The organism is Oceanispirochaeta crateris, assembly GCF_008329965.1.
Lineage (GTDB): Bacteria > Spirochaetota > Spirochaetia > DSM-2461 > DSM-2461 > Oceanispirochaeta > Oceanispirochaeta crateris.
The window spans coordinates 2,128,230-2,142,025 of sequence record NZ_CP036150.1 but is presented as its reverse complement, the minus strand read 5'-3'; the positions used below and the strand labels follow the sequence as shown (position 1 = coordinate 2,142,025).

16 protein-coding genes, 1 tRNA gene, 2 pseudogenes and 1 riboswitch are annotated in these 13,796 nt (G+C 38.0%); of the genes and pseudogenes, 6 read left to right on the top strand and 13 right to left on the bottom strand.

Features of this window, described 5'->3' with window-relative positions; translation table 11 throughout:
* The first annotated feature begins 27 nt into the window (after nt 1-27).
* Nucleotides 28-968, top strand: a pseudogene (locus EXM22_RS09740) (IS256 family transposase).
* Nucleotides 969-1,099: 131 nt separating this feature from the next.
* Here EXM22_RS09740 and EXM22_RS09735 read toward each other — a convergent pair.
* Nucleotides 1,100-1,978, bottom strand: coding sequence for an ADP-ribosylglycohydrolase family protein (locus EXM22_RS09735; protein ID WP_149486333.1), 879 nt, complete (start codon nt 1,976-1,978; stop codon nt 1,100-1,102).
* A gap of 189 nt (nt 1,979-2,167) precedes the next feature.
* Nucleotides 2,168-2,282: riboswitch (FMN riboswitch) on the top strand.
* 191 nt (nt 2,283-2,473) lie between these two features.
* On the opposite strand from EXM22_RS09735, the gene EXM22_RS18225 reads away from it, so the two are divergent.
* Nucleotides 2,474-2,614, top strand: a complete 141-nt coding sequence (locus EXM22_RS18225; RefSeq protein WP_168203438.1) for a hypothetical protein — start codon at nt 2,474-2,476, stop codon at nt 2,612-2,614.
* Between the two features lie 5 nt (nt 2,615-2,619).
* Here the strand turns inward: EXM22_RS18225 and EXM22_RS09730 are convergent, their stop codons facing one another.
* Both EXM22_RS09730 and EXM22_RS09725 read right to left on the bottom strand, forming a co-directional pair.
* Nucleotides 2,620-2,721: a methionine/alanine import family NSS transporter small subunit gene (locus EXM22_RS09730; RefSeq protein WP_149486332.1), complete on the bottom strand. Its 102-nt coding sequence runs from the start codon at nt 2,719-2,721 to the stop codon at nt 2,620-2,622.
* Nucleotides 2,718-4,313, bottom strand: a complete 1,596-nt coding sequence (locus EXM22_RS09725; protein ID WP_149486331.1) for a sodium-dependent transporter — start codon at nt 4,311-4,313, stop codon at nt 2,718-2,720. The genes EXM22_RS09730 and EXM22_RS09725 overlap by 4 nt, the downstream gene beginning before the upstream one ends.
* 148 nt (nt 4,314-4,461) lie before the next feature.
* On the opposite strand from EXM22_RS09725, the gene EXM22_RS18575 reads away from it, so the two are divergent.
* The 3 genes from EXM22_RS18575 to EXM22_RS09710 all read left to right on the top strand — a co-directional run bounded on the left by EXM22_RS18575 (nt 4,462) and on the right by EXM22_RS09710 (nt 5,398).
* Nucleotides 4,462-4,665: a WG repeat-containing protein gene (locus EXM22_RS18575; RefSeq protein ID WP_149487965.1), complete on the top strand. Its 204-nt coding sequence runs from the start codon at nt 4,462-4,464 to the stop codon at nt 4,663-4,665.
* Nucleotides 4,632-4,769 (top strand): WG repeat-containing protein, encoded by a 138-nt coding sequence (locus tag EXM22_RS18570; RefSeq protein WP_149486330.1) that lies wholly within the window; start codon nt 4,632-4,634, stop codon nt 4,767-4,769. Before EXM22_RS18575 ends, EXM22_RS18570 begins: the two co-directional genes overlap by 34 nt.
* Before the next feature lie 428 nt (nt 4,770-5,197).
* Nucleotides 5,198-5,398 (top strand): hypothetical protein, encoded by a 201-nt coding sequence (locus EXM22_RS09710; RefSeq protein ID WP_149486329.1) that lies wholly within the window; start codon nt 5,198-5,200, stop codon nt 5,396-5,398.
* Nucleotides 5,399-5,725: 327 nt separating this feature from the next.
* Here the strand turns inward: EXM22_RS09710 and EXM22_RS09700 are convergent, their stop codons facing one another.
* The 9 genes from EXM22_RS09700 to EXM22_RS09660 all read right to left on the bottom strand — a co-directional run bounded on the left by EXM22_RS09700 (nt 5,726) and on the right by EXM22_RS09660 (nt 12,154).
* Complete coding sequence (locus tag EXM22_RS09700) at nt 5,726-6,154, bottom strand: Rrf2 family transcriptional regulator (RefSeq protein WP_149486327.1); 429 nt, start codon at nt 6,152-6,154, stop codon at nt 5,726-5,728.
* 67 nt (nt 6,155-6,221) lie between these two features.
* Complete coding sequence (locus EXM22_RS09695) at nt 6,222-6,605, bottom strand: nuclear transport factor 2 family protein (protein ID WP_149486326.1); 384 nt, start codon at nt 6,603-6,605, stop codon at nt 6,222-6,224.
* Nucleotides 6,606-6,674: 69 nt separating this feature from the next.
* Nucleotides 6,675-7,526, bottom strand: a complete 852-nt coding sequence (locus tag EXM22_RS09690; protein WP_149486325.1) for a nuclear transport factor 2 family protein — start codon at nt 7,524-7,526, stop codon at nt 6,675-6,677.
* A 95-nt stretch (nt 7,527-7,621) separates the two neighbouring features.
* Nucleotides 7,622-8,455, bottom strand: coding sequence for an SIR2 family NAD-dependent protein deacylase (locus tag EXM22_RS09685; RefSeq protein WP_149486324.1), 834 nt, complete (start codon nt 8,453-8,455; stop codon nt 7,622-7,624).
* Nucleotides 8,430-9,257 carry a protein-ADP-ribose hydrolase gene (locus EXM22_RS09680; RefSeq protein WP_149486323.1) on the bottom strand — a complete coding sequence of 276 codons (828 nt, stop codon included), beginning with the start codon at nt 9,255-9,257 and terminating at the stop codon, nt 8,430-8,432. Before EXM22_RS09680 ends, EXM22_RS09685 begins: the two co-directional genes overlap by 26 nt.
* A 158-nt stretch (nt 9,258-9,415) precedes the next feature.
* A complete protein-coding gene (locus tag EXM22_RS09675) occupies nt 9,416-9,784 on the bottom strand; it encodes a winged helix-turn-helix transcriptional regulator (protein WP_149486322.1) in 369 nt (122 codons plus the stop codon).
* A 1-nt stretch (nt 9,785) separates the two neighbouring features.
* Entirely contained in the window at nt 9,786-10,415 is a 630-nt protein-coding gene (locus EXM22_RS09670) for a 4Fe-4S binding protein (RefSeq protein ID WP_149486321.1), read from the bottom strand.
* Between the two features lie 13 nt (nt 10,416-10,428).
* A complete protein-coding gene (locus tag EXM22_RS09665; RefSeq protein WP_149486320.1) occupies nt 10,429-10,968 on the bottom strand; it encodes a nitroreductase family protein in 540 nt (179 codons plus the stop codon).
* A gap of 199 nt (nt 10,969-11,167) precedes the next feature.
* Nucleotides 11,168-12,154 (bottom strand): zinc-binding alcohol dehydrogenase family protein, encoded by a 987-nt coding sequence (locus EXM22_RS09660; RefSeq protein WP_149486319.1) that lies wholly within the window; start codon nt 12,152-12,154, stop codon nt 11,168-11,170.
* 687 nt (nt 12,155-12,841) lie between these two features.
* On the opposite strand from EXM22_RS09660, the pseudogene EXM22_RS09655 reads away from it, so the two are divergent.
* Nucleotides 12,842-13,270 (top strand): annotated as a pseudogene (locus EXM22_RS09655) (transposase); the annotation flags it as partial.
* A 251-nt stretch (nt 13,271-13,521) separates the two neighbouring features.
* Here EXM22_RS09655 and EXM22_RS09650 read toward each other — a convergent pair.
* Nucleotides 13,522-13,605: transfer RNA gene (locus EXM22_RS09650), tRNA-Leu, on the bottom strand.
* Nucleotides 13,606-13,796: the final 191 nt, after the last annotated feature.

Sequence of the window (13,796 nt, the reverse complement as noted above, 5' to 3'; positions counted from 1 at the left end):
TTGTATAAGAATATAGGAGCTTTTATTTTGTACGACACAGATGATTTTAACGAGTTGGCTGATAAACTAGCCAAGAACCTGAAGACACCGCAGGATATCTCAGATATGACCAAAATGTTGGCCAAGGTTGCCATGGAACGCATTCTTGAGATTGAGATGGAGGAACATCTTGGAGAGAAAAAGAATGGTCGGTGACCTTCAGAGAACTCTTGGAATGGTTATACCCAGAAAACTTTAAAAACAGACACTTCAGAAATTGATTTGGATAGCAAGATTCTCACTCTCTATGCCAAGGGCATGACAGCAAGAGTGTATTTCTTGCTCTCGCCGTGAATACAGAGGGCATGAAAGAGCTTCTAGGCCTGTGGATAGCTGATACGGAAGGAGCTAAGTTTTGGATAAACATCCTTACAGAGCTGCAAAATCGTGGTGTACAGGATATATTCTTTGTCTGTGTCGATGGCCTTACAGGCTTCCCTGATGCTATTGCTGCTGTCTTTCCCAAGACTGAAGTTCAGTTATACATCGTTCACCAAGTTCGAAATTCCCCGAAATATGTCTCCTATAAAGACAGAAAAACAGTAGCCTCTAATCTTAAGAAAATCTATGGATCAATAACAGAACAAGAGGCAAAAATTGAGCTGGATCGATTCTCAGAAAAGTGGGATACACAGTGTCCTTCAATCAGTATAGGGTGATACCGGAACTGGGAAAATCTTATCACATTATTCGATTACCCCGATGAGATTCGGAGGATCATCTACACGACAAATGCGATAGAATCTATGAACAGTGTTATCAGGAAATCTATAAAGAATCGGAAGATCTTCCCTAATGAAGGATCTGCAATTAAGATAATATATCTAGCTATTGAGCAAGCTTCCAGAAAGTGGTCTATGCCACTGAGAAACTGGAAGCCTGCAATGAATAGATTCGCCATCGAATATGATAGGCGATTTCTGAATTAGAAATGATCTTTACACAAAATATTTTACAGGCTCGATTTATTAAGAGACAGATCTATCTCAATCAATCCTAGGGGAGTGAACTGCTTCTATTTTTCTCTTTTAAAAGGATTTTAGGGGAAATTAAAAGTAATCTATAGATCTGTTCGTTTTAATAATACTTTAACCCATTCAGAAGGGATTTTACTAATTTTATTCATTATAAATCCCAGCATAAGTCCTCGATCAGAACTTGCACCGCCTATTATTGTATTTTTTCTTATTACATCTTCATAGGATGATCCATTATATAGAAGGTGAACAATTAAAGGGACACTGTGACTGATATGACAGGCTGTTCCTGAATGTTCAATAATAAACTTATCTGTATCCTCTATTGTTATTGCCTTCTCTAAATCGTGATGGTATTTCTCAGGTGCAATATAAATTGCTTTCTTTATCACCTTTTCCATTGATACTTTATCAGTACTTCCTTCATGTATTAAGTCAAACATGTCATAAAGTTTTTTATAGTCTTGATTTGAAGACAACACATTTACAAATTGCAAGCTTTTTTTAAAATCCAAGTTTAGTGTTTTAAAAGCCAAGTAAGGAATAAACCCGACCAATTGATCATCATTATAATTAGTCTCTAAAACTGAATCTTTCTTATTCATGCTTTCATCGAGTACCTTAAATACCAAATCCAGACCATAAGACTCAACCCATCCTTCGTATTTACCTCCGGGTTTGATGTAGTCATATACATCCTTTCTCCATTGCTCTGGTGAATAGTCCGAATTCTCTTGAAGATGTTTATATAAAAGCAGAAGAAGACTACCTTGAAAACTTAAGTCTCCAATTTGATGGTTAGGGTATGCTAAATACCCTTTCCTGGAATTCTTATAGATTTCAGGATCAATTTCCCAAAAAACAGGGTCCTTATCTTTCGTGATTCTTTTTAAGTATGGCATATTATATATCCAATTCAATCCTAAAGAAGCACTATTTGCTACTAGTGGAGCTTTAATCATATTAATTACCTCTCATTGTTAAATGATAAGTCTATTGGTTTCTGGAAACAAGAGTCTTTCTCTTCTAAAGAAACCACAGCTGTCCTAATAATCTGAAAAGTAAACTAGCTATGATTGGCCAAGCTGCATAAAGGGGATAATAAGATACTGACATTCAAATCAATGTATTTTAATCTGCTGAGAACAAAATAGTATCTTCAGTGCAGGGTGAAATTCCCGACCGTCGGTATAGCCCGCGAGCCGTAATGGCTGATTCGGTTTAATTCCGAAGTCGACAGTAGAGTCTGGATGGAAGAAGATGTAGATCTTTCAAAAAAGATATTTCTTTCTTGAATTTACATTGATTACTGTCAAAGCTCTGAACTTAAAAGTTCAGAGCTTTTTTTGGGTTGAAACAATTTGTGAGGTGTTAACTGTCTTGGTTTTCACAGCTATTTGGATCAATCTATAATTCAGAACCCCTGGAAATTGTATCTATTGAAGGGGTTCTGAATTATGCACATCAAATACATGCTTCACGCTCTTGAACTTGCGGTAAAGAGAGTTGGTGCTGTTCTCTTAAAAAAACATAAAATAATTGGAATGGGATTTCGTAAGAAACCCAGGCTCCTCTCCTGGGCTCTCTTCTGTGATTAAGATTATTATTTCTTCTGTTTTTTTACAGCAATATACAGGCAGAGGCTGGCTCCGCCCCAGGTTACTACTAAACCAAAGACCATCATGATGATAGCTTCTCCACTCATACGTTTTCTCCCCCAAGGTGAGTTTTATGACCTTTCATTTTTTGAAATACAAATGAGAATACAAACACTCCCATGGCGGCAATCCATCCATACAGGAAGAGTTCTCTGCTCCCATAGCCTTCATATCCCGGTGCTACCTGATCAATGGTAATGATAATACCATTGTCTGCCATGACATCCAGGGCATTGACTCTTGTTAGAATTCCGCTGACGCCGATTTTCAATTCTGAAGCAAAATTTGTGATAGCCATACTGCCTAGCACCACTGGTGTCAGAACCTTCAGACAGAAGTTCCACCAGTTCTTCACTGAATAATCTGAGAGAGGATTAATATGTTCTTTCAGTTCATCCAGACGGAAAATCCAGGAGAAAAGGATAATCTCTGTCAGACCTACAAACAGGATACCAAAGTTATTTATAAAATGGTCAACTATATCGAGGATATAGAGCCCGGCTCCTGTAGCATAAATCGTACTGAACAGAAATCCACCGATACAATAGATTGTGACAGTTTTCTTTCTTTTTAGACCGAATTTATCAATAAAACTGGCAATTACAGTTTCGTTGATGGATATGGCGGAAGAGAGCCCCGCAATGGTAAGGGAAAGGAAAAATAGAGGCCCCACTAGCCAGGGGGCTGGCATGTAGTTGATTGCCTGGGGTATGGTTACAAACGCCAGACCAATTCCGGCTGAAACCACCTCATCCACACCAACGCCTTGAGCTTGCGCCATATGACCCAGTATAGCAAAGATCATGATTCCAGCAATAATACTGAAGCCGCAGTTGAGAAGTCCAGTCATAAAACCGTTATTTACGATATCCGAGTCTTTCGGCAGGTAACTGGAATAGGTAATCATAATTGCAAAACCGATACTCATGGAATAAAAGATCTGTCCGTAAGCACTGGTCCACACTGAAACATCCCAGAGTTTTGAGAAATCAGGTCTAAAAAGCCAATCCAGACCGACGGCGGCACCTTCGAGAAAAAGACTACGTCCTGTAAGGAAAAGAACAAGAACAATGAGGGTCGGCATAAAAATTTTATTGGCTAATTCTATTCCTTTTGATACGCCGCTGAACAGGATATACCACATGATGCCCCATACTGCCACTAAAGCAGCCAGTACAGGCCAGTTCATTCCACCCAGAATTAAAGGACTGCTGCTGATTTTCAAAAAATCATTGAAGAAAAAGCTTCCCGTATCCGTTCCCCAAACCTGTCCAAATGCCAGGAATGTGTAGGAAACAGTCCAGGCTATAATAATTACATAGTAAAGACCGATAATAAGTGCAACGAGAACCTGCCACCAGCCGATCCATTCGAATTTATTCAGATGACTGTAATTTTTAGTTAGACGGGCAAAGACACTTGGTGCTCCTCCTCTATATTTATGACCGAGACCGAATTCCATAATAAGGATAGGAATTCCAGCTGTCAGCATGGCGAAGAAGTAGGGAATAAGGAATGTTCCCCCTCCATTGCTGTACGCCTGATAGGGGAAACGCCAGATGTTTCCAAGACCTATGGCGGAACCAACCGCAGCCATTATAAAGCCGAGCCTTGTTCCCCATTGTTGTCGTTCTTTCATAGAAATACTCCAATAAAATATTAAATAAACGCAGGAAAATAGCTTTTCCGGTTCATTTGGTTACGAAAAATATAAAAAATCGTATTACACTATCACCTTTTAGAATTTTATTTAATAAAAAAAATCGAAAAACGAGTGACAATGTTAGATTTATAGGAATAGGGGAACTTTACGAGATAGGAATTTTAAAGCCAACTCTCTTCGAAAAAATTGTAAGGGGTTAATTGACTTAGAAGGTAGTATCCAAATCAATTTTCTATATAAGGAAGTTTCTCATTCTTCTGATATTGGATTAGCAGCAATTAAGAAAGATGGGAAATGGGGTATATCAATAAAACTGGTGAGATTGTAATTGATCCCATTTTTGATAAAGCCTATGGATTTATAGGAGATTATGCATCTGTTTGGAATGTTAATCGGATAGGTTATATCAATGATGAAGGCGAATTGATATAAAATCCCAACGATGGAGATTCATTTGTAAATGTCCTGGGAATCGGGACAAATATTTTATCCTAAATCGTTCTAAATTATCTATAATATAGATGCAGTTATTTATGAAACGAGTAAGTATTATATTATTTTTTTGAAGGTAGAGATTGCTGGGTAAACAATGGAGAAGGATAAATAAGCTAGAATTGAATAAAATCATATTTTTCACGAATTTAGTATTAAGTAAAAATCATCTGACCTGAAAATGAGTGAATGTTGAAAAGTATTGTTATAGACCACAGACGAGGCAATCATTCAAAGTTTTAGTTGATTATACCGGATGTAGAGAGTGAGGAAAATATGAAGAAAACATTAATTGTATTGCTTCTATATATGCTCATAATAGCAGGTTTATCTGAAGACTTGATAGTGGAAAAATTTGTATTGTAGCTATGGTTGTAGGTAGCCATTTTCTATATGACAGGAATTTCAAATTAATTGAAAGATATCAAGTCCTTGAATCTGATGGTATCACTAAAGAAATGAAACCTGTAGACGAAGAATTAAAACCTGCTTTTGAAATTTTTGATAGTGCTCAAAGTAGAACCCACCATTCAATAATTGGTTCTTTCATGTTGAAGGCCGTAACGTAGTCATTACTTTTCAAACAACTGAGAGGGCAATCTATTCTATGGTAGATGCTGGAACTTAAGAAGTTGTAGAAGATGGTGAAAGGGATATGGCTATGGGTACATTCATGTTTTGTGAAAATGACTACAGTCTTGATTAGCAGGATCATCTATACGACAAATGCGATAGAATCTGTGAACAGTGTTATCAGAAAATCTATAAAGAATAGATTTGCCATCGATTATGATGGGCGGTATTCTGTGATCAGTAACAAATTGTTCTGGTCATTCAAACTCATAAGTTCGGCTCATTCTATAATAAATTGCGACTCAGTTGCTTGCAGCAAATGTCTATCTTTTATGTAAATTGGCCAGGGATGTCATCATATCTGCCAGGGTGACAGTGTTTAGATTCTCGTTAAAAGAACTTTGTAGTTTTGCGAAGTAGGGGGTCAGTAGGTGTTCTATGTTTCCACCAACAGGGCAGCCTGGAGCTGTGTCCTTATGAATCTTGAATAGTTCCGTTTGTGGTTCTACTGCCTTGTAAATGTCTTTTAAGGAAATTTGATCGGGAGCTCTTGTCAGTTCTATGCCACCGGTTCCCTGGGTAATTTCTATAAGTCCGGCATTTCTCAGAAGGCTCATAAGCTTTCTTATTACCACTGGATTTGTATTCACACTTGAGGCTATAAAATCACTGGTTACTTTGTAATCATTTTTAAAGACTTCAACACTGAGTAGAATATGAATTGAAACTGAAAATTTTGTACCTATCTGCATTGTTACCTCGTAATTTAAACAAAAAGAAGAAACCTGACAACTGCTTCGCTAGTCAGGTAATTCTCCTTTAGTACATTGTGTTACCACATTCTGTCTTATCAGGTATCTGCTGAATAGAGTCCCAATGTTCAACAATTTTTCCATGATCATCAAATCGGAAAAAATCCATAGTTACATATTCATCATTTCCCGGCCAGGTCTGGTGAGTGTGAAGGGCTACCTGGTCACCTTCTGCAAGGGCTCTTACAAACTCAATTTTTTTATCTGGATATTCTTTTAACATCTGTTCAAAGTAGCTGATAAATCCACTTTTCCCATTTTTTACAGCCGGATTGTGTTGTATATATTCTGCCCCAACATATTTTTCAATTGCTTGAGACGGTTGTCCCATATAGGACATTTTATAAAAAGCTATGGCATTCTGTTTGTTTAATTTAAGATTCTGACTCATTTCATACTCCTTTCAGTGTAAGTATAAGGGATCTGACAAAATAGTGATCTCAGATCCCAATATTACTTTTTAGAACTTTCCGTTAGTATTCGCTCTTTCTGATTCAGGAATAATAGTTTCTATTATGTCCCAATGTTCCGCAATAAACCCATTTTCAACTCTGAATAAATCATAAAATGAAGTGTGTTCAGCAGCAAATGAACCTTCACTTACTGTCAGCACAAAGTTACCCTCTGCAATAACCATATGAGTCTCATCATAAGTCATTGTCACTCCTGCTTCAGCCATAAATGCCAGAGCTGTTCCTAATCCACTCAGACCATCTGCTATTCCTGAGTTGTGCTGTATGTACTTATCACCATCAAAATACTTTGTTATGTTCCCGGGATTCTTACCTATCAGTACATCATTAACAAAGTTTTTTACAAGGCTTCTATTTTGATCTGTCAGCTCTCTGTCTTTGATCACTATTGAACCGTCTAACTGAGTATGACCGCTGGGGTTGGCTGCCGTTATAGAGCTCAGATTATCCCAGTGTTCAACGATTACACCATTCTCAAAACGGAAAATATCAAATCCTGCTTTCTCTCCAAAAAGATTGTACGCTGAATGAAGGGCAACAAAGTCTCCATCCGTGATTACCCTTTTGATTTCCACAGTTGTTCCGGCTTTTTTAAGTGAGGGCAAGGCATCCAGAACAGTTTGTCTCCCATCAGGAAATGTAAGATTATGCTGGGTATAGGAATCTTCACTGACCCAAATTTCAAATGCAGCAGGATCTCCACTTTCCAGACTATTTAATACCTGTAATGCTTTATCACTGTTTGTAAGTTTCTTCTCTGCAGATATGCTGGTACATCCACTAAAAATAAATATTCCCAATACTTCCAAAATGACCATGGCTATAAAACTTTTTTTCATAAAACTCTCCTATACGTGTTTGACGTTAATATTCTATGTGTAACTATGATAGTTACATCTGTTTGCAAAAAATAGACACATACTGATTCAGTTCCTCATAATTCCATTAAGAATTTTTCAATTGGCTGTTGCACGCTTAGATAGTTCATTTCAGCTTCTTTAAGAAATAACTGTGTATTATCCTGATTAACCCGTATTAAACTTATATTTTTTCTGTCAGCAGCCAATTTTTCAAAGGGTAATCTGATAATTGTTGGCGTATTAAAGCCCACACCAAGTTCAAGGAGTACTAATTCTTCTCCTTTAGTAGAATCAATAAAAGAGGCATAGTCCTCCTGTTTTGCCATCCAGGGTTTCTCAACAAAAAATGAATCTTTCCGGATATTGACTGCCAGCAGTTCTCCGCAATTAGGACAAAAGGGGATATGGTCTTTATGACCGGCAAAGTCGGTATCTTTTATACCATCCAGCATTTGATCACACCATTCCTTATTTGAATACAATTGATCACAGCAATGCCGAGAACATTGGAAAAAGGAGTAATCCCCTTGCGGCGTAAATAGTTTCTCCTTATCGAATCCAGCTTTTTCAAACTGACCATCAACATTTGTCGAAATTACAAAATGGTTCTTATCTTTAAGCAATTCCAAAAGCCTTGTATATACAGCGCCCACAGGAAAATCAATTCTCATTTCTTTGATATGTCTGGCCCAATATGTGTATTGTTCTACCAGTGTTGGGAAGTTATGGAAGGCAGCTTCGTAGGTATAGCCCAGACCATATCTTTCAGAATACCCGGGGAAGTGTTTATCAAAGAAGGGTTTGTCTGTATACAGCATTCCACCTGCTGCCGAGAGACCTGAGCCGGCACCAATCAGTATATTTTTAGTTTCGTTTATCAGTCTAAATATGTCTTTTATAGATGTCATAATCTTTCTCCGTAAATACATTGAAAATGATCCGGTCAAATCTGTCAGGATTTTCTTTTTTCCATTCTCTCACTGCTTTAATTGCTGTAATTGCGGCCTCTTCTTTGGGATAGCCAAAGACTCCTGTAGAGATACAGCAGAAGGCTATACTCCTTATGTCTTCCAGGTTGGATGCAAGATCAAGACAGGATTTATATGAGGATGCCAGTAGGGATCTGTGTTTTTCACTTAGTGTAGATTCTACAATGGGACCTACTGTATGAACCACATATTTTGAGGGCAGGTTATGAGCTTTTGTTATTTTTGCACATCCTGTTTGCTCCCTGATGCCCTGGAGCTTCATTATTTTATGACAGTCTTCTCTTAATTGAGGTCCGGCAGCAGAATGTATGGCATTATCAATGCAGGCATGAAGAGGATGAAAACATCCGAGCATATCACTGTTTGCTGCATTCACAATGGCATCTACCTGTAGTTGTGTAATATCTCCTCTCCATACAGCCTCTGTTTCTTTGAGTTCTACAATTCCTTTTTCAACCCTTTCAGTCCAGAGAATTCTGTCAAGGATTAAGCTTATATCATTGGGGATTATTCCGGGCATTCTCTGATTTAATAGACCCCTGAGGTTCTTCTTCTTTTCCTCCAGATCCAACGGAATCTTAGAATATGATTTTTGTTCATTACTGAGAAAATTGATTGCTTTGTTAAGAGTGGAGATTAACTCATCTTTCCGGGATATTATTTCCGGTCTGGATACAGAAGTATATAAAGATATTGCATCTGCATATTCTCTTAGTCTCATTTTATCCTCTCTTCTTAGATGTAACTAGATATGTTACACCTAAGATAATGGTTCTTTGGTGTAATGTCAATAGTTACACCTGCTGTTCTTAAAATATTCTAAAAGATTATACTATAGCAGAATATTTTTATGGAAAGCGGTTCTTAGATAATCCTCAGCTATTTATCATTGCTGGCAGTACTATTTTTCTCTAAAAACTCTGGAAAAGCATTTGCCATTCCCCATTCTCTTAGGCCAATCAGAATGGGACGAAGAGTTTCACCTTTCTCTGTGAGGCTGTATTCTACTTTCGGTGGGACTTCGGCATACACATGTCGGTTGATAATTCCATCTTCTTCAAGTTCCCTTAGCTGTTTTGTAAGCATTCTTTGTGTAACATTGCCAACTCTTCGTTTCAATTCATTAAAGCGTAGTGTTCCGTCTACCAGTAGATGGTATAAGGCAATCCCTTTCCATTTACCACCGATTACATTGAGAGCTGCTTCAACAGGACAACCCGCGGATACTTTCTTTTTTTCAACTTCCATTTTAAATCCTTTCTGCCTTGATAACGGCATTTACAGGGCAAACATCAAAACAGTTTCCACAGTGAAGGCAGTGTTCCTGATTTATTTTATAGGGACTTCCTTGATCAATGCAATCCTGAGGACATTTTTCAATACAGATTCCACAGCTGCTACATTTTTCTGTGATCAAAAATCCCCCTTTCTGCAGTGGAGCGCCACCCAGAACAAAACTGTCCCGGGTGATAGGCTTTGTGCTGAGATCAAAGTATTCTCCCTGTCCACGATAAAGGCAGAAAACCTCAAGAGCCTCTCGGCTTGCTTTACTTGGATAGATCTCATTCATATAGGCATTTTTTTTGAAAATTTCTTCCAACCTATCAGATCCAATGTTTCTGATGTTTCCAGATATTGAAATTGCTTTTCGTGACATAGTATCCGGACCGGAAGTCATAGCGCTTAAAGATAGATAGCTTTTTTCCATAAGCTGTTTGTAAAAGACTTTTCCTTTAGCAGTTAAAAAATACAAGCCATTTTCATCATAGAGCATAATATCGATAACCCTTGTAGAGGGTAAATCTTTCTCATCAACTGTTGCGACAACAACAGAATGTATTTCATCTGCAACAATTCTCAGGTAATCTGTAATATCCATAAGCGCTAATTCCTTAAATATATCTTACTACTTCATCAATTGCTTTTCGTGGTGCTGCCTTGGGGTGTTTAGTTTCATATCCATAGGGGATAACGGCTGCCACTGTTTCATTTTCTGGTAGATCAATAATCTCTGATACTTTATCTTCATCAAAAAGGCCCATGATAACAGTACCAACACCTTTTTCATATGCTGCAAGACAAAAGTTTTGACTGGCAATTCCTGCATCAAACATATCCCAGGATGCTCCTTTTTTCGTTACAAATTCATTTCCACCGGGAGCCTTTCCCGTAAATCCATTCACATAGCTGATAACTAATGCTGCAGGTGCCTTACCCACAGTCTTTATATTTGGTCCGAACATTCCTTCTTCAGCCAGTTTTTTAACAATTTCTTTGTCATCAATTAAGGTATATCTTGCTGTCTGAGTGTTCGCCCAACTGGGATAATAAATTGCATTGTCAATAATCTTTTTCATGATCTCTCTATCTATTACTTCATCTTTAAAAGCTCTTATACTTCTTCTTTCTCTCAGTAATGTAACTGCATCCATTTTTATATTCCTTATCTTGTTTATTTATAGTGAGTTCCGTGCATCAACGCTGTTTAAGAACTCATTATCTGTTTGTTTAATTGAATCATCAATTGCCCTGATCATTCTCTCTTTGTCACGGGCGCAAGCAACAGACACCTGAAGTAGTACTGTATTTGCCTCGAGTGGAGGTCTGAAAAGGGGACCGGTGTATTTCATTTTATGAACGTTCCATTACAATTTTGCCTATTGATTTTCCACTCTCGAGTAATTTATGAGCTTTACGGATACTGTCAATTGAATTAGGAAGTGTCATATTTATAGTTGATTTTACTTTTCCCTGATCCACCAGGGTCGCGAGCTTTGCAAAGAACTGTCCCTGCTGTTCCGGGTGATAACCAAACATGGATTTTGTAAACATTAATTCCCAATGTACAGATAGTGCCTTTACTTTAAATGAAACAATATCCAGTTTCTCAGGATCGTCAATGAGTACAAGACTTCCAAAGGGTCGAAGAATACTCTGTATGACATCAAGATATTGGTCAGTATGAGTGGTGCTAAACACAATATCCACCTGATCTATACCTTTCTCGATCAGGTCTTTCTCTATATCGCGGCCTATTACATAATCAGCTCCCATGCTGCCGCACCAATCCTGTGTTTCCTCACGTGAGGCGGTAACAATGACAGTCGCAGGGGTTAGTGCTTTAAGAAGTTGAGTCGCCATTGATCCAACTCCACCAGCACCACCGATAATAAGAACCTTTGTCTCTGCTGTATATTCAAAACCCCTTTCAAAGAGAGCTTCCCATGCAGTTATTGAAGTTAAGGGGAGGGCTGCTGCTTCATTGTGACTTATGGATACAGGCTTTTTGGCTATTAAACGATAATCTACTGCCTGTAATTCGGAATAGCTGCCTGGACGGGTGAGGTCTCCCGCATAAAATACCTCATCTCCCTTAGAGAAACTCGTAACTTCAGAACCCAGTTCTTCAATAATACCAGAGGCATCCCAACCCAGGATTTGCGGTTGTTCATCTTCACTGCTTCTCACTTCTCTAATCTTGGTATCTACGGGATTAAAGGATATTGCCTTCACCCGCACAATAACATCCAGTGAGCCTGGCTCTGCTGTCTTTATATTCATTTCTTCTATCGAAAAATTCTGAATATCGTGGGCTCTCATATATCCATATGTTTTCATCTTACTACTCCTAAAATATTTTACTCTTTTATGCTGTCAATAATAGGTATACATTTGATAAAGTCAAGTAGGTGTTATTATAGATAGTAGTATCTAAAAGTATACTAATGAAGAGAAATGCATCAATTCGGTAGAATTAGTTAAAATAATCTTTTTTCTAGGTATGAAAATAGACCTTATACAGAGAAAGTAGATCTTCAACCCTGTGCTATGGCTTTATCAACTAATGTAGAAATCCTTTTAAATAAAAGACTGCTGATATTCAAATATGTTCAATTTCATAACTTCACTGCTTCATTATAATTCAGACCTTTTCGGAAGCAGTGTAAGATTCAGTCCAATGGAAGCTGAAGGAGATTCTTGAACTCTAATCAAGAGGGATAATCAGGTATGATCTGACCGATACCCCTTGTCGGGAGTTTTTAAAATAGAGGTTTGCGCTCTTCTATGAGGATTTTTCAGATCAGTAGGTAGCAATAATCCATGACAATGCTACACAGTTTACTTCAATCGACTATGGCTGGGTTGGAATTCCGGGAGTTGATATCTGTTCCTATGCTCCATACATGAATGCATATGTGGAAAGATTTAACAGTTTAATCCGCCAAGAAGCTCTTGATCACGAGCCTGTAAATAAATTTGTGTAAAGCTCTTAATCTTTGATATAAGAATATAGGAGCTTTTATATTGTACGACACAGATGATTTTAACGAGTTGGCTGATAAACTAGCCAAGAACCTGAAGACACCGCAGGATATCTCAGATATGACCAAAATGTTGGCCAAGGTTGCCATGGAACGCATTCTTGAGATTGAGATGGAGGAACATCTTGGAGAGAAAAAGAATGGTCAGCGACCTTCAGAGAACTCTCGGAATGGTTATACCCAGAAAACTTTAAAAACAGATACTTCAGAAATTGATTTGGATAGCAATATTCTCACTCTCTATGCCAAGGGCATGACAACAAGAGATATCGCTGACACGTTCAAGGAAATGTACGATGTTGAAGTCTCACATACTCTGATTTCAAAAATTACTGATGGTGTGATGGAAGATGTTGTTGCCTGGCAGAACCGGCCGTTAGATGCGGTTTATCCGGTAATCTACCTGGACTGCGGAATGTTTCAACATAGTTGTCACAACTTTTGATTTTTTTATGCTGAAATCAGTTGCTTCTTAGTCTCTAAAGATGAAGTCATTCTCTCAGGTTAGTGGGGATAAGTCCTTCCATTTCTTCTGTCTCTCCATAGTCTCGTCACTGACTGCTTTATTCATTATCTGATTGGGCCTAAAGGTCCAGTTCAAGTCTTCTTCTTTTTGGACATAAAAAAAACCTGAGCACATAAATGCACTCAGGGTTTTTCTAATGCGGTAGAGAGGACTTGAACCTCCACGCCGTTGCCAGCACCAGCCCCTCAAGCTGGCGTGTCTACCAATTCCACCACTACCGCGTAATTGGTGTTGGAATAATACCCAAGAGCCAAAAATTTGTCAACGCATTTTCACTCTTTTTCTTATCATCCTATAAACAGTTTCAAAAAGGATAAACCAGGTATTTAAAATGACAATAAAAAATTGATTTAACAGAAACCTAACAATAATCTAACATGATACACCCCCTGGGAACATGTATGATGAGATT

What these genes read in the sequence shown, in the direction of transcription:
- EXM22_RS09735 (WP_149486333.1), bottom strand. Translation starts at nt 1,978, where the DNA reads ATGATTAAAGCTCCACTAGTAGCAAATAGTGCTTCTTTAGGATTGAAT.
- EXM22_RS18225 (WP_168203438.1), top strand. Translation starts at nt 2,474, where the DNA reads ATGCACATCAAATACATGCTTCACGCTCTTGAACTTGCGGTAAAGAGA.
- EXM22_RS09730 (WP_149486332.1), bottom strand. Translation starts at nt 2,721, where the DNA reads ATGAGTGGAGAAGCTATCATCATGATGGTCTTTGGTTTAGTAGTAACC.
- EXM22_RS09725 (WP_149486331.1), bottom strand. Translation starts at nt 4,313, where the DNA reads ATGAAAGAACGACAACAATGGGGAACAAGGCTCGGCTTTATAATGGCT.
- EXM22_RS18570 (WP_149486330.1), top strand. Translation starts at nt 4,632, where the DNA reads ATGGGGTATATCAATAAAACTGGTGAGATTGTAATTGATCCCATTTTT.
- EXM22_RS09710 (WP_149486329.1), top strand. Translation starts at nt 5,198, where the DNA reads ATGGTTGTAGGTAGCCATTTTCTATATGACAGGAATTTCAAATTAATT.
- EXM22_RS09700 (WP_149486327.1), bottom strand. Translation starts at nt 6,154, where the DNA reads ATGCAGATAGGTACAAAATTTTCAGTTTCAATTCATATTCTACTCAGT.
- EXM22_RS09695 (WP_149486326.1), bottom strand. Translation starts at nt 6,605, where the DNA reads ATGAGTCAGAATCTTAAATTAAACAAACAGAATGCCATAGCTTTTTAT.
- EXM22_RS09690 (WP_149486325.1), bottom strand. Translation starts at nt 7,526, where the DNA reads ATGAAAAAAAGTTTTATAGCCATGGTCATTTTGGAAGTATTGGGAATA.
- EXM22_RS09685 (WP_149486324.1), bottom strand. Translation starts at nt 8,455, where the DNA reads ATGACATCTATAAAAGACATATTTAGACTGATAAACGAAACTAAAAAT.
- EXM22_RS09680 (WP_149486323.1), bottom strand. Translation starts at nt 9,257, where the DNA reads ATGAGACTAAGAGAATATGCAGATGCAATATCTTTATATACTTCTGTA.
- EXM22_RS09675 (WP_149486322.1), bottom strand. Translation starts at nt 9,784, where the DNA reads ATGGAAGTTGAAAAAAAGAAAGTATCCGCGGGTTGTCCTGTTGAAGCA.
- EXM22_RS09670 (WP_149486321.1), bottom strand. Translation starts at nt 10,415, where the DNA reads ATGGATATTACAGATTACCTGAGAATTGTTGCAGATGAAATACATTCT.
- EXM22_RS09665 (WP_149486320.1), bottom strand. Translation starts at nt 10,968, where the DNA reads ATGGATGCAGTTACATTACTGAGAGAAAGAAGAAGTATAAGAGCTTTT.
- EXM22_RS09660 (WP_149486319.1), bottom strand. Translation starts at nt 12,154, where the DNA reads ATGAAAACATATGGATATATGAGAGCCCACGATATTCAGAATTTTTCG.